Annotated in this window: 14 protein-coding genes; 10 read left to right on the forward strand and 4 right to left on the reverse strand. The window is 62.5% G+C overall.

Annotated elements, in window-relative coordinates; genetic code table 11:
* The first annotated feature begins 22 nt into the window (after positions 1-22).
* Positions 23-1,153, forward strand: coding sequence for a glycosyltransferase family 4 protein (locus tag ISP19_RS06420; protein WP_204680526.1), 1,131 nt, complete (start codon positions 23-25; stop codon positions 1,151-1,153).
* On the opposite strand, the gene ISP19_RS06425 is transcribed toward ISP19_RS06420, so the two are convergent.
* Both ISP19_RS06425 and ISP19_RS06430 read right to left on the reverse strand, forming a co-directional pair.
* Positions 1,150-2,373, reverse strand: coding sequence for a nucleotidyltransferase family protein (locus ISP19_RS06425; protein WP_204680527.1), 1,224 nt, complete (start codon positions 2,371-2,373; stop codon positions 1,150-1,152). The genes ISP19_RS06420 and ISP19_RS06425 overlap by 4 nt on opposite strands.
* Entirely contained in the window at positions 2,348-3,859 is a 1,512-nt protein-coding gene (locus ISP19_RS06430; RefSeq protein ID WP_204680576.1) for a B12-binding domain-containing radical SAM protein, read from the reverse strand. The genes ISP19_RS06425 and ISP19_RS06430 overlap by 26 nt, the downstream gene beginning before the upstream one ends.
* Before the next feature lie 268 nt (positions 3,860-4,127).
* On the opposite strand from ISP19_RS06430, the gene ISP19_RS06435 reads away from it, so the two are divergent.
* The 9 genes from ISP19_RS06435 to ISP19_RS06475 all read left to right on the forward strand — a co-directional run bounded on the left by ISP19_RS06435 (position 4,128) and on the right by ISP19_RS06475 (position 16,729).
* Positions 4,128-5,126, forward strand: coding sequence for a phosphoenolpyruvate carboxykinase (ATP) (locus ISP19_RS06435; RefSeq protein ID WP_239556584.1), 999 nt, complete (start codon positions 4,128-4,130; stop codon positions 5,124-5,126).
* 144 nt (positions 5,127-5,270) lie between these two features.
* The gene (locus ISP19_RS06440) at positions 5,271-6,959 is read left to right on the forward strand and encodes an ATP-binding cassette domain-containing protein (protein WP_204680529.1); all 1,689 of its coding nucleotides are present in this window, start codon (positions 5,271-5,273) and stop codon (positions 6,957-6,959) included.
* 190 nt (positions 6,960-7,149) lie between these two features.
* Entirely contained in the window at positions 7,150-7,497 is a 348-nt protein-coding gene (locus ISP19_RS06445; RefSeq protein ID WP_204680530.1) for a helix-turn-helix domain-containing protein, read from the forward strand.
* Positions 7,498-7,756: 259 nt separating this feature from the next.
* Positions 7,757-8,959: a hypothetical protein gene (locus ISP19_RS06450; RefSeq protein WP_204680531.1), complete on the forward strand. Its 1,203-nt coding sequence runs from the start codon at positions 7,757-7,759 to the stop codon at positions 8,957-8,959.
* A 242-nt stretch (positions 8,960-9,201) separates the two neighbouring features.
* Positions 9,202-9,879, forward strand: coding sequence for a response regulator transcription factor (locus tag ISP19_RS06455; protein ID WP_204680532.1), 678 nt, complete (start codon positions 9,202-9,204; stop codon positions 9,877-9,879).
* The gene (locus ISP19_RS21480) at positions 9,866-11,215 is read left to right on the forward strand and encodes a sensor histidine kinase (RefSeq protein WP_204680533.1); all 1,350 of its coding nucleotides are present in this window, start codon (positions 9,866-9,868) and stop codon (positions 11,213-11,215) included. Before ISP19_RS06455 ends, ISP19_RS21480 begins: the two co-directional genes overlap by 14 nt.
* A 208-nt stretch (positions 11,216-11,423) precedes the next feature.
* Positions 11,424-14,267: a TonB-dependent receptor gene (locus ISP19_RS06465; RefSeq protein ID WP_204680534.1), complete on the forward strand. Its 2,844-nt coding sequence runs from the start codon at positions 11,424-11,426 to the stop codon at positions 14,265-14,267.
* 121 nt (positions 14,268-14,388) lie between these two features.
* Complete coding sequence (locus tag ISP19_RS06470) at positions 14,389-15,384, forward strand: YncE family protein (RefSeq protein WP_204680535.1); 996 nt, start codon at positions 14,389-14,391, stop codon at positions 15,382-15,384.
* A gap of 28 nt (positions 15,385-15,412) precedes the next feature.
* Complete coding sequence (locus ISP19_RS06475) at positions 15,413-16,729, forward strand: histidine-type phosphatase (RefSeq protein WP_204680536.1); 1,317 nt, start codon at positions 15,413-15,415, stop codon at positions 16,727-16,729.
* A gap of 55 nt (positions 16,730-16,784) precedes the next feature.
* Here the strand turns inward: ISP19_RS06475 and ISP19_RS06480 are convergent, their stop codons facing one another.
* Both ISP19_RS06480 and ISP19_RS06485 read right to left on the reverse strand, forming a co-directional pair.
* Positions 16,785-17,768 (reverse strand): 3-hydroxyacyl-CoA dehydrogenase NAD-binding domain-containing protein, encoded by a 984-nt coding sequence (locus ISP19_RS06480; RefSeq protein ID WP_204680537.1) that lies wholly within the window; start codon positions 17,766-17,768, stop codon positions 16,785-16,787.
* Positions 17,765-19,507, reverse strand: a complete 1,743-nt coding sequence (locus ISP19_RS06485) for an alpha-keto acid decarboxylase family protein (protein WP_204680538.1) — start codon at positions 19,505-19,507, stop codon at positions 17,765-17,767. Before ISP19_RS06485 ends, ISP19_RS06480 begins: the two co-directional genes overlap by 4 nt.
* Positions 19,508-19,563: the final 56 nt, after the last annotated feature.

Here is a 19,563-nt window from a genome sequence, read left to right on the forward strand (position 1 = left end):
TCGACATCCGGCGGAGTGAGTTATGAAACTGGCCCTGGTCGTCCCCGGCGGCGTCGATCGCAGCGGCGAATTCCGGGTGATCCCGGCATTCCTCACCCTGATCGAGCGCCTGGCCCGCGTGCATGAAGTGCATGTGTTTGCCCTGCGCCAGGAAGCCGCACCCGGCCGCTGGTCGCTGGCCGGCGCCACCATTCACAACATCGGCGACGGATGGACGCGGCTGCGCGCCACCAAGGCCATCGTCGCCGAACATCAGCAAGCTCCGTTTGATCTCGTGCACGCGATCTTCTCGGGCTCCTGCAGCTTCGTCGCCGTGGCGGCGGCGAAGTGGTTGCGGTTACCGAGCGTGGTGCACATCGCAGGCGGCGAGCTCGTCGCGTTGCACGAGATCCGTTACGGCGGACGGCAGAAGTGGCAAGGGCGCATGCGCGAAGCGCTGGTATTGCGCGCCGCCGATGCGATCACCGCGGCCAGCGCGCCGATCATCGACTCGCTAAGCGCGCTCGGCCTGCAAGCCGAGCGCATCCCGCTCGGCGTCGATCTGCAGCGGTGGCCGCCGATCGCCCCGCGCGGTCGCAGCAGTGTGCAGGCGCGGCTCGTTCATGTCGCCAGCCTCAATCGCGTCAAGGACCAGCCGACCCTGCTGCGCGCGTTGGCCGTCCTGGCGAAAGCCGGCGTGAATTTCCAGCTGGACATCGTCGGCGTGGATACGCTGCAAGGCGAGATCGACCGCCTCGCCGATCAGCTTGGACTGGCGCCGCATATCCGCTTTCTCGACTTCAAGACGCAACGTGAGCTGCGCCCGATCATGGCAGCGGCGGATCTGCTGGTGATGTCGTCGCTGCACGAAGCCGGGCCCCTGGTGCTGCTGGAAGCTGCGGTCGCAGGTGTTCCCACCGTGGGCACGGCGGTAGGACATATCGCCGAGTGGTCACCGCAAGCTGCGCGCGCGGTGCCGGTGGGTGATTGGCAAGCGTTGGCGAGTGCGATCCAGCATGTGCTGGCTGACGACAAACTTCGATTGCAGCTGGCCAGCGAGGCGCAACGCCGCGCCATCGCCGAAGATGCCGATTACACCGCCGGGATGTTCGAGGCGCTCTATCACCAGTTATCGGCGGCGCGTTGCACAAGCGGTCTGCGCGTAGCGCGTTAGATGGCCAGTTTGGTCGATTCCAACGCCGCGCGTACCACGTACAAGGTATCCATGCGCGGCACCGGCCTGGTCAGCCAGGTCAGGATGCGCCGGCCGTGCTTCAAGCTCACCCAGCTTTGTCCTTGCAGCCAGACCTGCGTGCGCATCATGTCGGCCCGTTCCTGGATCGCTTCATGCGTGGGCCGGATGCGGTCGCGGATGCAATGCCCCACTTCGCCGATCGAGCGCGACCACTCGATGCCCGGCAGCGCATGCAGCCACAGTGCGGAGCATGACACCTGCGTCAGCGTCTGCCGGCGGGTGACGGCGCGCAACAGCGGGTTGCAATCACGCTCGACACGCCGGAGTACCGAATGGGGAATCGCCTGCCGGTAGTAACGCGCGACCAGCCGCAACGGCGGTAACGCCCACCAGGGCGATTCGGTAGCGCGTTCATGCCACAGCGCTTCCCAGTCGCTCGCGGTCATGCGCGTTGCCAGCAGGGAGATGTCGTTCAAGTGAATCAGGCGGACACTGTGCCCGCAGATGTTGCCGGCCGCATGCAACAGCAGGTGGCTCATCAGCGCGCCCAGGCACGGGTAGGGATTCAGCCCGGGATGCGGCTTCCTGGGATAGATGCGCTCGGTGATGTCGATGGTGGAGATCGGCAGCCGTTCCTGGATGCGCGTATGCAGTTCGATATTGATCGGCGTATCGCGATGTTCGCCAAGACCGACGAAGGCCTCGCCGTCCGACGGCTTGAAGACTCGGTGCTTCCATTGCGCGTACGACTCCACATAACCGAGCTCTACCAGCAGCGCGGCCGCGCGTTCGGCATCCACATCGCGCACCAGCAGGTCGATATCGGCCATGGGGCGATCGCCGGGCGCATAAAGACCGATCGCGTGCAGGGCGGAACCCTTCAACGGCACCAGCGCCAGGCCGGCCAGACGCGCCTCGGCATCGATGCGCGCCAGCAGCGCGGCGATGCGTTGCTGGCGCTGCTCGACATGCTCGCGTTGCTCGGCCAGAAACGCCTGCCACCCCGGCTTTTGCCAGTAGGAAAGCTGCGCAAGCAGCGGCGAGATGCCATGCGCGACCGCCGCCGCCGACGCCAGCCGCCATTCCAGTTCGCTCCACGCCGGCGTCGGTGTGCCGGGCTGCGCCAGTGCGAGTTCGGCGGCCAGCGCTTCGGTGGTGCGATGCAAGCCGGCTTTAACGGTTTTGAGCGGTGGCAACATGACGTAGCTGTCGGGTCGTGCTGGCTATGGGGGCGGGCGACGATGCCGCGTGTTCGGTGCGATGCTGCTGTTCAAGCGCGAGCAGGGCGTTCCAGCGTGCCTCGAGCTCAGCCAGCGCTTCGTCATAGCGCTCCGGCGGCTCGGTATGTTTCGATTGCTGGAGTGTGATCTGCTGGTGCATCAGGTCGCGCACATGACGATAGAAGTCGGAGTCGTAGGCGCCGCGAAACATCATGGCGAGGTCGTCGCTGTCCTGCCAATGCGTCTTTTCGCCAAGCTGCGCCTTCACCTGTTCGTAGAACTTGGTGCCGGGCAGGGGATAGGACACGCTGACGCCGATGTCGTCCGGTGCCGCGGTGGTGATCAATTCGCGTGTCGCCAACAGGTCGACCAGCTGCTCGCCCAGATAGCCGAGCTGGATGAAAAAGCCGACGCGTATGCCGTGCTGGCCCAGCCGTTCGCGCGCGGTGATCAGTTCGGCGACTTTCGTGCCCTTGGTCATCGCGTCGAGTACGCGCTGGCTGCCGCTCTCCGCGCCGATCCACGCTTCGGCGCATCCGGCCTGCTTCAAGGCGGTGGCCATGCGTTCGCTGATCAGGTCGGCGCGGGTCTGGATGATAAAAGGCACCGAGCCATCGACGGCGCTCAGATGCTCGGCGAATTCCGCCACCCAATCGACATGGAAGCCGAAGATGTCATCGGCCATCCAGATGTGGTCGGGTTTGAACGTGCGCTTCAGATAGGTCATCTCCGCAGCCATGTCCTGCGCGCTGCGTTGCTTGTAGTGGTTGCCCCAGATCGGCTTGGCGCACCAGTTGCAGCGGAACGGACAGCCGCGCGACGCCGCCATGTTGAGGCTGAAGTAGCCGTGATGCGCCAGCCACACCTTGCGATAACGCTCGATGTCGACCAGATCCCACGCCGGATGAATCACCAGGCGCGGATCGGGCGGCTGCACGCCGATGCGCGTTACATGCGTGCGCTCGCTCACCAGGGTGGCGACGCCGGTGAGGCCCGACGTCCAGCTCTCCGCATCGATGCCGGGTTTCTGTTCCAGCCGGTTGATCAGCTCGACCAGCGCCGCGACGCCTTCGCCGATAAGTACCGCATGTGCACCCGCGGCGAGAAACGCATCGGGCTGGTCGGAGGCATCCGAGCCGGCGACAATCACCCGCGCACCGAACGCACGCGCTTCACCGATCATCTGACACGCTGCTTCACGCATGCGGGCGAGGCACATCTTGGTCAGGTAGTTGAAGTTGTCTTCATAGATCACCACCACATCCGGCCGTGCGTGATCGAGCGATGGCGCATAGTCTTCGACACCCTCGGCGAGCATCGCGTCGAACAAGGCGATGTCATGCCCCATCTCCCGCAGCAGCGCAGCAACATGCAAGGTGGCGAGGGGAGGGTATGGCTTGCCGCGCTCCCACTGTTTCCGATCGTATGTGAGGAAGTAGGAGTGGCCTACCTGGATCTTGAGCATGTGCAAGGGGCCTTGAACGTAGCTGCGGGAGAAGCTGCAGCAGCATCGGCGCTGGCGCCGGTGGGTCGGCTCCATCGTTCCGCGCTGTTTGGTGGTGAGTGCCTGCGAGTGGGCGTGCGGTTGCGTGGTGCGGGATGGTCGGCTGCCGCAACCTTCTTCACGCAGACATGCACTCACCGGCACATTGATCTGGATGCATCCCGTGCCGCACTGCGCAGGCCCGGACCCGAATCGGCTGACACCTATGGCCTTGACCTGTAGCTCCCGCATGGGCGACGTCCATGCCGACCCTTTTCGCGAGCAACACCGCCGGCCTTTTTCGGCGCACAAGCAGATTCTCGGCGGCAGCTTTCTGTTCGAGAGCGACAGCGTTGCGCTGCTGCATGTGGTCGACGAGGCGTATGGCGGCCTGCCGGCGCATCATCTGGCGCCATCCGCGCCGCCATTCCGTATTGAGCTGCGTCTGGTCCTGCGCAACGTGGCGAGTACGGGCGAACCGCTGCCGGTGCAGATGCAGTCCAGTGGCGGCATGCTGTGCGGCATCATGGATGCCTGCAACTACACCATCCTGATGCCCGAACAGCACAAGGCGCTGGTGGTGGCATCGGAGGACATGCTACGGCGTCCTTATCATCTGCGTTATGAGTTGATCGAATTCGCGGTCTTCACCCTGGCCTCGCGCGGGTTGGGCCTGGTTCCGCTGCATGGCGCATGCGTGGGGCGCAATGGACGTGGTGTGTTGTTGCTCGGCGCGAGCGGTTCGGGCAAATCGACGCTGGCCCTGCACAGCCTGCTGCACGGGCTGGAATTTCTGGCCGAGGATGCGGTGTTCGTCCAGCCGGAAAGTCTGCTGGCAACCGGTGTGGCCAACTATCTGCATCTGCAAGCCGATGCCTTGCGCTTTGTCGAGGACGAACGCGCGTGGCGGTGGATCAGCCGGTCGCCGGTGATACGCCGCCGTAGCGGTGTGGCGAAATTCGAAGCGGACCTCAGGCAGGGATATGGCCGGCTTGCCGGCACTGCGCTTGCGCTGGCCGGCGCGGTATTCATTTCCAACCAGGCCGCCGATGACGGGCGTGCGTTGTTGCAGCCACTGCCGGAACACGACATCGCCCACCGGCTCGCGGCGGATCAACCGTATGCCGCCGGGCAGCCGGGTTGGTCCCGCTTCGAACAGCAATTGCGGCGCGCGGGTGTGTACCAGCTGCATCGCGGCCGCCATCCACGCGCATCCGTCGATGCGTTGTTGCAACTGCTCGGCGAATAGTCCCATGCGTGCAACCGATATCCGCACACACCGCACTTACCGGCATGGCGGCGTGCCATGCGGAAGGAGAGGAGTTCTGAGTTCAGACCAGGTCTTGGCGGAATCGCGGCCGTCCCGGCCAGGCGGCCGCGAGGACGTGTAGCGATGTCCGGTAACTCCCACACCTCGGACGATTCGCTGCGCGCGTTTGCCGGCACGCTGAAAAGCGTCGGCGTGACCGGCATTGCCGTCTACGTGCTGCTGTCGCTGGGGTCGGCGCTGGTCGGCAGTCTCGCGGCGATCCTGCTGTTGCCGCTGGTGCAACCGGGGCACGCCTTGCCGATCGGCGGCGGCCTGTTCGATGTGCAGGGCGGCACCGATGTGCACGCGCTCGTCTTCGCCGGCGCCACCATCGCCTTCGCCTTGCTGCGCTGGCAGGCCGCGCGGCAAGGTGCGCGTCTTGCCGGCCGCTACGGCATGCATCTGCGGCGCAGCGTGCACGCGCGACTGATCGATGCGCCCTTGTCGTCACTGGCCGACGCCACCTCGGCGGAAATCGCCAACGTGCTCACCTACAACATCGAAATCATCACCCAGGGCTTCAACGCGTTGCTGTTGTTGCTGGTCGCAGGCGTGACCGCCATCGTGAGCGTCGGCCTTGCACTGTGGGTGTCGCCGCCGCTGATGCTGGCGGCGCCAATGCTGGCAGGCTTTGGTTTGATCGCGTCGCGCATCAGCAGCCGCGAGCAGGCGCAGGTGAGCCGGCAATACGTGGCGGATCTGACCCGCCTGTTCTGGCTCAGCGAGGACTTTCCGCGCCGGCTGCGTCACGTGCGCTCGTTCGAGAAGGAACAGGCGGAAAAGGACAGCTACGGCGATATTTCCGAACGCCTCCGCCACGGTTATCAACGGCAGCTGTACCTGATCGCATCCGGGCGGCTGATGCTGGAACTGCTCGGGGCCGTCGGCATTGCTGCCATCTTCATCCTGGCCTATCGCCTGCATGGCGTCGATCAGGCCTCGCTGATCGCCGTCTGCCTGCTGCTTGGTCGCTTGCTGCCGTATCTGGTGTCCACCCGGCAAAGCTTCCAGCAGCTGCGCGCCGCGGTGCCCGCGTTCGAACTGTGGCAGCGCTACATGCATCGGCATCCGTCGCAGTCATCCAATGCTCACTCGCATGAGTTGGTGGCTGATCAAGCGCTGCATATCGAACGCGTACAGCTGCTGCCGCCGCTCGATGCGCTCGACATCGGCGAACTCGTGCTTTGGCCCGGCCAGCTGACCTTGGTGTCGGGTGACTCCGGCATCGGCAAAAGCAGCCTGGTCGATGTGCTGGCCGGCATGGCTGCACCCCGGGAATTTGCCGCGCGCATCGGCGGGCGAGCCATGGATTTCGATGCCTACTGCCAGTTCGTGCGGCGCGGCGCGTACATCAGCCAGAGCGTCCGACCCTGGCAGCGTTCGATCCGCGAATGCCTGCGCTGGGCGGCACCCGATGCTTCCGACGCCGTGCTGCTGAGCGCACTGGAAGATGTGGGACTCGCCAAGCGTTTGGACGCATCGGGTAGAGGTCTCGATTCAGCCCTCGACAACGCATCAAGCAAACTTTCCGGAGGAGAGTTGCAGCGGCTGTTGCTGGCGCAAGTCATCCTGCGGGAGCCACGCCTCGCCTTGTTGGATGAAGCCACCAGCGCGCTCGATGTCGCCTCGGAAATCCGGGTGCTGTCGCAACTCAGGCGCCGGCTGCCACACACCATTCTGATCGTCGTATCGCATCGGCCGGATGTGATCGCGATTGCCGATCAGTGCCTCGTCATCCGACAGGACTGCAACAGGGTCGCGGGCGTCGCCTGATTGATGAATGACGACAGTGTTCGACTGGCCTCTTCGCACACTTGAGCACGTTGTCGGTTGCTCTGGGCCGTAAAGTGCGGCCGGCATTCGGGCGTCGGTCAAACCGTTCGAGCCCGAACCTGAACAAATCGATCTTGCTAATGCAAAATTAAATTGTACTGAAGCCGGTTGGAATGCAGTTTAATTTTGTATGCCGAAGCGAACCCCTCCTACATATCCCGCAGCCCGACGATCCATCAAGGCGCTTGGCGAGCGCCTGCGCATGGCGCGCCTTCGCCGAAAAATGACCCAATCCGTGATGGCCGAACGCGTTGGCGTCAGCGTTCCCACGCTAGCGAAGCTTGAGGGTGGCGATCCCACTATCAGCCTGGCCACCATGATTCGTGTCCTCTCCGTGCTGAACCTGTCGTCCGACCTGGACAGGATTGCGGCTGATGACAAACTTGGGCGCGAGCTCCAAGACGCCGAGCTTTCCCCGCCACGACCGACTAGGCGGCGTGCAGTCACGCATGTTCCGCCGACACGAGGTAAGTCATGAAAGAGCTGAGCGATCTTGCCCGCGTTCGATGATGTGGACCTGACGCCCGGCAGCGCTGTGTGGCCTAACACGACGGATTTTGTCGGGTGTCCCAAAAGCGACTCGACGCAATCGAGCAAGAGGTTCGGAATGCAGTGGCGCAATGGCTTGATAACGCCGGCGCGGCCGGTGCCTGTCGTGGTGAGATTTTGTCTCCTCCTCATAGCAACCAAGACAGGTTCTACCGGCACTCACCACGGATTCCCTGTCGGTGTTTTGCATGTCTGGCGCAACGAGCGGCGAAACCCATACCATGCGCCCCACGCGGTCGCCCATGCGCGTGCGGGACATGATCCTGACGGCCGTGGTGGCGCTGATCGTGCTGACCTTGGGCTTGAAAAAGCCTTCCTACAACTGGGACATGATCGGTTACGTGGCGGTGGCGTTCAGCGCCGAGGGCTATCACGGGGTCGATCTGAACAAGGCCACGTACGACAGCGTGAGAAGCGAGGTCAACGCCAGTACCTTCGATCAATGGGTGCAGGGCGATTATCGGGAAACCGTTTACCGCGACCCATCGTCGCTGGCGCAGCAATTGCCGTTCTATCGCATTCGGGTGCTGTATGTCGGCTTGGTCCGGATGGTTCATGCCATCGGATTCGGTTATCCCAGGTCGACCTATGTCGTGAGCGCTGCGTTTGCGGCGCTTTCGGTTGTATTGCTTGCCTTGGTCGGCCGCGAGATCGGCGCGCCGGTCGCTGCCGTGCCGTTGGTCGTCGCGTTCTCCGGGTTCATTGACGTCGCCGGGCTATCAACACCGGATGCGCTGGCTTGTTTCTGCTGTCTCCTGACGATCCATGCCCTGGTCAGGGAAAGCATGCTGGTGTTCGTCGTCGCTGCCTTGTTGCCATTGGTCAGAACGGATCTCCTGCTGCTCTCGATGCTGGTTTGTGCCCATGCCTTCATCTTCGGCAAAAGAACGTGTGCGCTCGCATCCATGCTGGTCGCCTGCATGCTGTATGGGCTGGTAGTGAGGATAAACGGCGCCTACGGCTGGTTGACCTTGTTCAACACCTCATTGATCCACAAGACGGCGTATCCCGCTGCGCTGGTTCCTTCGCACAGGCTCGGCGATTACCTCAGGCCGTACGTTTCCCTGGCCTATGACTTCACGATGCAGCCGCATTTTGTGATCTTCGCGCTGGCCATCTGGTTTCTGCTGAGGCATGGAACCAGGACACTTTCCTCGGACATGCATCGGCTAAGCGCCGTTTTCGTGGTCCCGATGGCATTCGTCGCACTTCACCTCTTGCTCTTTCCCGCCATCACGTATCGCTTTTTTGTGTTCGCTGCATCAGTCGTCGCCATCGGGCTGATCGGCCAGATGCAGTGGGTGAATCGTTCCCGCCACATTCAAATGCGTTCGGTCGATGCCGACCAGCGCCGTCGCGCGCACAGCTTGCCGCCTTTCCAGCGACGGTAACGAAGCTCGCCGTTTGCATGTCCCATGCGACGACGGGTAAAAGGCGGCGTAGCTTCAATCCGCAGGAATTTTCGGCCGGTGATCCGCCGTTCCCTTAACAATCGCCACGGTTTATTACCGCATCCGTAAGGTCCGCTGTCATCAGTTTGCAGTCTTGGCCGCGTGACACTTCCCGGCCGGGGCCATCTATGGCCGGGCGAAAAGTGTGGTCCAGAACGGGGCTGGGCCATGGCGGGGGATCTATGAAAATCCTGGTGGTGGAAGACGACCACGAGACGGCGAGCTATCTGAAAGCCAATCTTTCAGGTGCCGAGCATGACGTGGAATGGGCATCCGATGGATCGACCGGCTGGCGCATGGCAAGCAACGGGGATTACGACTTGCTCGTCGTGGATCGCATGTTGCCGCACACGGATGGCATTTCGCTTATTCGGAACCTGCGGGCGGAAGGCAAGAAGATGCCGGTGCTGATGCTCTCGGCCCTCAGCGAAGCGGATTACCGCGTGGAAGGCCTGGATGCCGGTGCCGACGATTATCTGGGCAAGCCGTTCGCGCTGAATGAACTCAAGGCGCGCGTGGGCGCGCTTGCGCGCCGGCCGCCATTGGCCGAAGCGCGTACCCGCTTGAGCGTCGCTGACCTGCACATGGACCTGATCAGCCGCGAAGTCACCCGTGGCAAGCAGGTCATCGAACTGCAACCGCGCGAATTTCGCCTGCTCGAATATCTGATGATGCAAGCCGGCAAGGTGGTGACGCGCTCCATGCTGCTGGAACACGTCTGGGAATTTCACTTCGATCCGCAGACCAGCATCGTCGAGACGCATATCAGCCGTCTGCGCGGAAAGATCGATCGCGGCTACGAACTGCCTCTGCTGCATACCATTCGCGGAACGGGATATTGCCTGCGTGCACCCGGCTAACTTTTTACGCACCGCGGCATTTCGTGTGGCGGCGCTGCAGGCGCTGGCCTTTGCCGTGGTGGTGGCGGCACTCTTCAGTCTGGTCTGGCAGGAGATCCATGCCTACGTCGCCGACCAGCTGCGCACAGCGGTGGAGGTGGAGACGGCCAGCCTGCGTGAAGCGGCACGGGATGGCATGCTGGAGCCGCAAATCCGCCAACGCATTGCCGTGCTTCGCGCGGGGCCGGACTACTACCTGCTATCCGATGCGCAAGGAAACCGCGTGGTAGGCAATCTGATCTTCAAGCCGCAAGTGCCCGGATGGCAACGTGTGCCGATACATGGTGCACATGGTCGGCACAAGGGACATGCGCATCAGGTTGATCTTTACGTCACGCCGCTCAGCGACGGCCGGTGGTTGACGGTGGGGCGTGACAACCGCGATATCGGTGAGCTCGACGAAGACTTCACGCGCTACTTCTTCCTGAGCGTGGGCGTGGCCATGTTGTTCGCACTGCTCTCGGGCGGGGTGGCGGGCCACTTTTTCATGAGGAACGTGGATCGCATCACCGCGCGTGCCGAACGCATCGTGACCGGTGAAGAACATGGGCCACTGCGGCTGGACCGGGGTGGCGTCGAATTCGTGCGGCTGGCCGGCCGGCTGGATCGCATCCTCGAGCGTGTGCATACGCTGATGGAAAACATGCGGCAGGTCTCCAGTGACATCGCACATGATCTGCGAACGCCGCTGACCCGATTAAGACAACGACTCGAATCCGCCTCTGCGCCCGGCAACGACGTTGAATTCCAGCGCATCTCGATCGAGCGATCTATTGCAGACGTGGACGATGTGCTGGCCACCTTCAGCGCCCTGTTGCGGATATCGCGGATCCACGCGCGTGAACGGCAGGCGGGATTCGCGCCGCTCGATCTTTCCGAACTGTTCGCTTCGATGGCCGAAGTCTACGGCCCCGTTGCCGAAGATAGCGGACACGTGGTCACCGCTCACGTGGAATCGGGCCTGGGCTTCAATGGCGACCGCGCGCTTCTGACCCAGATGCTGTCCAATCTGATCGAAAACGCCATCCATCACACTCCGGCCGGTACGCACATCAACCTGTCACTCAATGCGCAAGCGGAGGGTGTCGTCGGATGCATTGAAGACTCTGGACCGGGCATTCCGGCTGAAGAACACAAGCGCGTCTTCCAACGCTTTGTACGCCTGGACAGCAGCCGCACCACGCCCGGTAGCGGCCTGGGCCTGTCCCTGGTCGCTGCCATCGCCGAGTTGCACCGTATCCCGGTGACACTGAGTAATCGTCAGCCCGGCCTTGCCGTCATGTTGCGTTTCGCCTGAGCGGCGGCGTCATGGGCTGGGTCAGCACGAAGCTTACCGATCCGTATGGCGGCTGCATTCTGACTGTCATGGCACATGCCTAGTTTTCCTCGAACACGGACGGGCGTTCAGCGCGCCGCGCCACTGCATAACTTCACTTGATTCGAGGGATCCGGAAATGTCACTGGCAAGAGCCTGCAGGTTGGGATTGGGTTTGGTGGTGCTCTCCATGCCATTGTTCGCGGTGGCCGCCGACCCGGTGACGCTGACCGGACACGTTGAAGTCGCTACCGGGCATCAGCCGATCGCCGGCGCCCGCATCGAAATTCGCGAAACAAAAACCGTCACCATGACGGATAAAAGCGGCAACTACACCTTGCCGAACGTTGCACCGGGCGTCTACACCGTCGTCCTGACCGTAAAAGGCCAGCGGCCGATGCAACGCAAGGTGATTGTCGATGCCAATACGCCGGCGGTCGAAAATTTCGCGCTGGGCGTCGATGCGAAGTCGCTCGATCAGGTGAACGTCACGGCATCGATCACCGACGATGCGCAAGCCCGCGCCGTGCAGCAGCAAGCACCGAATATGATCTTCGTGCAGCCGGCGGCTGCCATCGAGCGCCTGCCCGACGTCAATGCGGGCGAGGCTGTGCGTCGTCTGCCTGGCATCTCGCTGGAGACCGACACCGGCGAAGGGCGATTCGTCAACATCCGCGGCCTGGACGCTGACCTCAACAGCACCACGTTCGATGGCGTGCGCCTGATGCCGAGCAACGTTTCCACCCCGACCGGTGGTGGCCGTGCGGTCGCCTTCGATTCGATACCGGCGGGTCTGGTGGGGTCGCTGACGGTGACCAACACCAACCTTCCCGAGCAGGACGCCGAGGCCTTGGGCGGCACCATCGAGATCACCTCCAAGCAGATGCCGAAGGATCGCGATCAATTCCTCGATCTGCAGCTCGGCACGGGCTTTGAAAACCTGCGCGACACGCCGGTCAAGGACTATGAAATGACCGGCGGCTTCCGCTTTGGTCCCAGCGCCAACTACAAGCCCTTCAGCTTTATCGGAACGGTGGAGTACTACCAGGACCGCCGCGGCATCGATGACCTGGAAGAAAGCTACGTCGATCAGCAAGGCCAGGGCATTCCCGACAAGGCCCTGGCCGACCTCAATCAGCGCTACTACAACTACCAGCGCACCCGTCACGGCTACGGCTTCGAGCTGGATTTCCAGCCGGACAACAACAACAAATGGTATGCGCGTTACTACGATGCCGGCTACACCGAATCGAAGAACGTGCAAAAGCTCTATCTGGAGTTTGCCGGCCAGCCGGTGGTCAACCCCAGCAATCCGAATGGATTCATTGACGACGCGACCTATCAAAAGGCGTCGACGCTTGAGAAGGAAATGATCGACTCGCGCGTGGCGGCCGTGGGCGGCCAAAACAACTTCGAAAGCTGGAAAACCGATTATCACCTCGCACTGTCGATCGGCTCCTACAACAAGCCCTTCGATTACGGCTCGACCTTTCAGAACAACACGCCCAATCCGAACAATCCGGATGGCTCGGGCCAGGCCATCGTGGCGTACGACAACATCAGCAACCCCAACTACCCGACCTACTCGATCGTGCAGGGTTCGAATCCGGCCAGCCCGGCGGGTTACGCGCTGACGGATTTCAGCAACGGCACGGAGCACGACCATGACATGGAGTACAGCGCAGTCGACAACGTCACCATTCCGACCAGCTTGTTTACGCAAAACGATGATGAGTACGTGAAGTTCGGCTTTAGCGCCCGCATGCGCGTGCGCAACAACAGCCAGATGAATTACGACTACAACCCGCCAGCGATTCCGCTGTCGCAGGTCAGCACCGGTCAGCCGATTACCTATTACGACGGCGCTTACAACAACGGTTACAACATCAACACGCAGTCCCTGGTCAATCTGTTCAATAGCAATCCGGCACTGTTCCCGGAAAATGTCGCGAGCGACTATCTTGCCGACCTGCAAGCCTACGGCCACGACAGCGAGGACATCTACGCAGGCTACTTCGAATATGCCTTCCAGCCGATCGATAAGCTGAGCCTGTTGGGCGGCACGCGTTACGAACAGACCGACGCGCAGTACGAAGGCCTCAACATCATCACCAGCAACGGCAACCTCGTCAGGTTCTCGCCCAACATCATCAATCGGAATTACGGAAACTTCTTCCCGACCTTGCAGGCGCGTTATGAAATCGATCCGGATTTCCTGCTGCGCGCGGTCTACTCCAAGACCATCGCGCGTCCCGGCTTCCAGCAGGTGACGCCATCCACGCAGATCGACGACGTGAACGACACCGTCACCCAGGGCAATCCGGCACTCAAGCCCACCTATAGCGACAACTTCGATCTGTCGCTGGAGTATTACCTGCCGGAAGGCGGCCTGGCTTACGCGGGACTGTTCGACAAGCAACTGACCAACTACATCGTGCAGACTGGCAACATCGAGACGCTCACCAATCCGACCGGCGCCCTGGACGTATTCGCGCCGGGCACGCAGGTCACGTTCAGTGGCTTTGAAAACATCCAGTCATCGTTCGCGCGCGGCATCCAGCTGGTGTACGTCGATCGCTTCCGCTGGCTGCCCGGCTTGCTCAGCGGTTTGGGTGTCAACACCAATTACACCTACGTCGATTCGCGCATCCTGATCCATCCCGGCGTCTATTCGCTGCTTCCCTCGACGTCGCGTGACACCGCCAACCTCACGCTCACCTACGACTACATGGGCCTGCGCCTGGACCTGGGCGCCTACTACGAAAGCAAGAACCTCTTCACGGTCGGCGGGCCGCTGTACACGAATGCCGACGGTACGCCGTCCAGCATTTACGCCGACCAGTGGTCCTCCGGGCGCACGTCCCTGGACTTCGGTTCGAGCTACACGATCAATGACACGATGTCGGTGTACTTCGCAGTGAAGAACCTGACCAACACCAAGCTGCGATTCACCGAAACGGCAAGCTTCGATCGGCCGATCCAGCGTGAGTTCTACGATCAGACCTTTACCGCCGGCATCCGCCTGCATTTCTGATCCACGCGTTGCATCAAAACGCCTGGCCAATGACGCGTCCCACGTGCCGCGATCCGGCCAGGGCGCTCTGGGCAAGCGCACTTCTGCCATGACGAAAAATAATCGAAAAGGACGACGCATCATGAAGCGATTTCTCATCACCGCCATCGCCCTGGCTGCCACGACGGCCTGCCTGGCCACGGCATCATCGGCGAACTACACCCTTCTGGAGCGCCACGTACTCGGCGGTGCGGGCAAGTGGGATTACCTGACGCTGGACAGCGCCGCACAGCGCCTTTACATCGCGCGCGGTGATCGCGTGATGGTGATGGATACGCAGAGCGGCAAACTCGTCGGCGAAGTGCCGGGCGCAAACGGCGCGCATCGCGTGGTCATCCTGCCGGATCAGCACCAGGGCTTTGTCACCAATGGCCATGCCAACAGCGTGACGCCGTTCGATCTGGCGACCCTGAAACCGTTCCCGGCCATCGCCATCAGCGGCAAGGATCCGGATGCCATGCTTTTCGATCTGGCGACTGCAAAGCTGTGGACCTTCAACGGCCACAGCAACAGCGCGAGCGTGATCGACCCGGTTTCCAGGAAGGAAACCGGCTCTGTTGCCTTGCCCGGGAAACCCGAATTTGCGGTGACGGACGATCGCGGTCACCTCTACGTGAATCTGGAAGATATGGCGCAGATCGCCGAAATCGACGCCAAGGAAGGCAAGTTGCTCGCAACCTGGTCGCTGGCACCCTGCGAAGGCCCGACCGGCCTGGCCATCGATGTGGCGCACCAGCGGCTTTTCTCGGTGTGCGCCAATCAGAAAATGGTGGTGCTGGACGCCACCAATGGTCATCAGGTTTCGGTGCAAACCATCGGTAGCGATCCGGATGCGGCCGGTTACGACGCCGGCACCGCCACGGTTTTCAGTTCCAACGCCGATGGCACCCTGACCATCATCCACCAGGCCGACGCCGATCACTACTCGGTCGTCGCCAATCTTGCGACGGCCACGAATGCGCGAACCCTGGCGGTGGATACCCGCTCGCACCGTGTCTATCTGGCCGCACCCGATGTCACCGCGGGTGCCAAGGCATCGCAGGGAACGTTTGGCGTGCTCGTGGTGGGTGCGCGCTGACGCGCATGACTGGGGGAGATCGATACCTATGAAGATATGTCGACACTGGGGCGCGCGTTCGCTCTACATCATGTTGATCGCGGCGATGGGGATATTTGGCAACGCTGCCACGGCAACGCCCTCGTCGGATGGCGATCTTCAATTGGTGATCGTGCTGAGTCGTCATGGCGTGCGATCTCCCACTGCCAAGCCCGGCGCACTGGATGTCTACGCATCCCGGCCGTGGCCAAGCTGGCCGGTGGCGCCGGGTTATCTCACGCCGCACGGCAAGCAGCTGATGGCGATGATGGGCAGCTGGTACCGCGCCTACTACGCCGATGCCGGGCTGTTGCCGGCGAAGGGCTGCCTGGATCAGGCATCGGTGTATATCACCGCCGACGATGAAGAACGCACGCTGGAATCGGCCCGCGGCCTGCTGGATGGCTTCGATGCGCATTGTTCGCTGGATGTTCACACGTCGCCGAAGCGCGGACCAGACGCGCTTTTCTCGCATGATTTTTCAAATGCGAGTGATGCTGATCGAAGCCTGGCTGCCGCTGCCGTGCTTGGCCGTCTCGGCGATGATCCCGCCCGTCTTGCTGCAGTCCATGCAAGCTTGCTGGCTGACATGCAGGCTGTCCTGCTCGGGTGCACCCCGGGCGGCTGCACGGCGGCGCAGACGGCGGGCAAGAAAGTTCTAATGGATCAGGACTCCTCCGTCACGTCGGCGAGCGGCGATGGCTTGATCGCCATCAAATCACCGATGCATAACGCCTCGACCTTTGCGGAAAATTTCTTTCTCGAATACGCCGAAGGCATGCCCATGTCGGACGTGGCCTGGGGTCGCATCACCGCCGTCAAGCTGGGGCAACTGCTTGCGCTGCACTCAAGCTACAGCGATATAAGCCTGCGCACTCCCGTGCTGGCCAAGGCCTACGCGGGAACCCTGGCGTCGCGCATTGCGGCGACGCTGCAACAACGTGCCGCATCAAAGCCGGTAACGGGAGCCATCGGACAACCGGGGACGAAGTTCATTTTCCTGGTCGGCCACGATACGAATATCGAAACATTGGGCGGCCTGCTCGACCTGCACTGGATGCTGTCGGAACAACCCGTCGATCCTACCTTTACCGGCGGCGCACTGGTGTTCGAGCTGCGCCGCATCGCCAAGACGGGCCAATACGTTGTGCGCGCGTACTACGTCAGTCAGAGCCTTGAACAGATGCGGCACAGCATGCCGCTGGATCTGCAACATTCGCCGGAGCAGGCGCCGATCTTTATTCCCGGCTGCAGTCAATCGACGCCGGGATACGACTGCCCGCTTGAGCGCTTCAGCCAGCTGATTGAACACGTCACATCGAGGTGATACGTCTTTAATGAGCAAGGCTGCGCTCAAGCGGTGTCGCCATGGAAGCGGCTACTCAAGAACAGTTCGCCGGTGTTTCGCCATAGCCGGCCACCGATTCCGGCTGCCTGGCACGTAGTTCAAGCAGCCCGAGCAGAATCGCGTCGCGCTCTGCCTCCAGCTCCTCGATGCTGCGTGATCCGACTTCCGCGCGAACGCTGTCGATCAGCTTCTTTTGCACCTCCGTCGTGAGCTCCGGGTTGCCCAGAACCTTCCACCACGCCGTCATCGGACCGGTGAATTGCTGGAAGAAGTGCTCGATGCCGCCCGCGCCACCGGCGAGGTGGTTGAGCATCATGTTGCCCATGATGCCCCAGCGCAGACCCGGGCCCCAGCACAGGGCGGTGTCGACGTCGGCAGCGCTCACCACGCCTTCGGCGACGAGGTGATACACCTCGCGGCCGATGGCTGCCTGCAGACGGTTGGCGACATGCCCAGGCACTTCCTTGTTGAGGCGGATGGTCTTCTTGCCGATCGATGTATAGAAAGCCTCGGCGCGCTGGACCGTCTCTCCCGAGGTCTGCGCCCCGCCGACGATCTCGACCAGCGGAACCAGGTGCGGCGGATTGAAGGGATGCGCGATCACGCAACGCTCCGGATGCGACGCGGCGCCCACCTGGATCTCGCTCATGGTCAAACCCGACGAGCTCGACGCAATGATCACCTCGGGCGGCAGGATTTCATCGAGCTGCGCATACAGCTTGCGCTTGAAGTCGATCCGCTCGGGCCCGTTTTCCTGCACCAGGTCAACGCCAACCAGTGCTTGCTCAAGCTCGCGGGTGAACGTCAGGTTCGACAGCGACGCGCCGGGCGACAGACCCAATCGCTGCAATGCGGGCCAGGCATTTGCCACAAACGCCCTCAGCGAGGCTTCCGCGTTCGGCGCGATGTCGGTGGCGACCACCTGCAGTCCTTTGGCCAGGAACAGCGCGGTCCAGCTCGCGCCGATCACGCCGGTGCCGATGACGGCAACGCGGCGAATGCGCTTGGTCGCGTTCATGCCTTTACCTCCACCTTGGCCGGCCGCAACTGCAGGCCTTCGCGATGCTGCGGACCGGTCGGACCGTAGTCGAGTTCGGCGCCCAGGTTGCTGCTGCGCAGGATCGGTGCGGGCGCATCACAGGAATCCATGATCGATTCGATGAAGATCAGCGTATCGTTCGGTGCGCTAAGCGCGTTTTGCAGATCCTCGCCGGTGCGGACCAGGAACGAGCGCGCCGTGGTGTCGGGACGCAGCACTTTCGGCAGCGCGGCATACGACCAGTTGGCGACGTCGTTGTAGGGTTCGGTCTTGCCGATGTAACCGCGCTCGATGGTGTAGCCGCCGTTGTTGATCAGCGAGATCACCGGCTTGTGGTCGTGGCGCAGAATGGTCGACAGCTCCTGTGCGGTAACCTGGAACGAGCCGTCGCCGATCAACAGCAAATGGCGACGATCCGGTGCCGCGGTGAGCGCACCGAGCAGGGCGCCGACCGAATAGCCGATCGATCCCCAGTTGATCGAGCCGATAAAGGTGCAGCCCGGAGGCAGCTTCAGGCCAAGCAGAGAGAACGAGGTGCCATTGTCGACATACAGCACATCACCGGGACGCAGATAGTCCTGGATGGCCTGCCAGTAAGTCGCCTGGGTCAGCTTGGCCGAACCATCGGCGGGTGTGCCCATCATGGCCGCTGCGGCAGCCGGACGTGGCGCAAGTTTGGTGGCCTGCGGGACGGCGTCGATGACACCGCGCAGCACTTCCTTCAGCGTCACCGCCTGATAGTTGTCCTCGCCGACGTCGATCGAGTGTCCGCGCGCATGGATCGTGTTCGCCGGCAGCACGGCGGTGAAATCACCGGTGGTCACTTCGATCGGACGGTAGCCGATGGCAAGCAGGCTATCGCTGTTCTCAATCGTCTCGCGCACGCCCGGCTCGCTGGCCTTGCCGCCGTAGATGCCGACGTACTGCGCGAACGACTCGTTGATCACACCCTTCGCTGCGTTGACCACCGCCATCGGGGCCTGCATCTTCTCGGCCAGTTCCATCAGCATCGGTGCGACGCCGAACCGGTCGGCATCGGCATCCACCAGGATCGCCGGCGACTTCGCGGCGGTCAGCCGCTGCGTGATCGCAGCGATGCACGAACCCAGCCGCTCCGGATCGCTCGGTACATCGGCGAGCACGAGCGGCGCGGTGGGCACCTCGATCTCCAGAAACGCAATGTCGGACGGAAATTCCATGTACACCGGCAGCTTGTCGCGCCAGGCGGTGAGGATCAGGCGGTCGATCTCGGTGGCCGCGTTGCGCGGGGTGATGCGGGCTTGCGCTGCCGTCACATGCGAGTAGGCATCCATGAAATGATCAAAATTGCCGTCGGCCATGGTGTGGTGCATGCCCAGGCCGCGTTCGACCGAGCGGAGCGGGATCGAGCCGCTGATGCAGATCACCGGAACGTGCTCGGCATACGAGCCGCCGATGCCGTTGATCGCGCTCAGTGCGCCCACGCCATTGGTGACCATCAACGCGCCCAGGCCGTTCAGGCGGGCATAGCCGTCCGCCGCGTAGGAAGCCGTCAGCTCGCCGGTGGTGCCGACCCATTCGAGCGTGCCGGTGTCGGAGAGCTGCTGCAGCACAGTGAGGTTGTAGTCGCCGGGAACGCCGAACAGATGGCGAATGCCGGCCTCTTCAAGACGGCGGAGAAGGAAGTCGCCGATCTTCATGCGCTGGGTGGCGCCGACGGTGTTTTGCTTGCTGGTCATGGAAGACTCCTGATCTGGGGGAAGGAAGAACACGGCGCAAAATTAGGCCGCGAGCC

It is taken from the genome of Dyella flava (assembly GCF_016904955.1).
GTDB lineage: Bacteria > Pseudomonadota > Gammaproteobacteria > Xanthomonadales > Rhodanobacteraceae > Dyella_B > Dyella_B flava.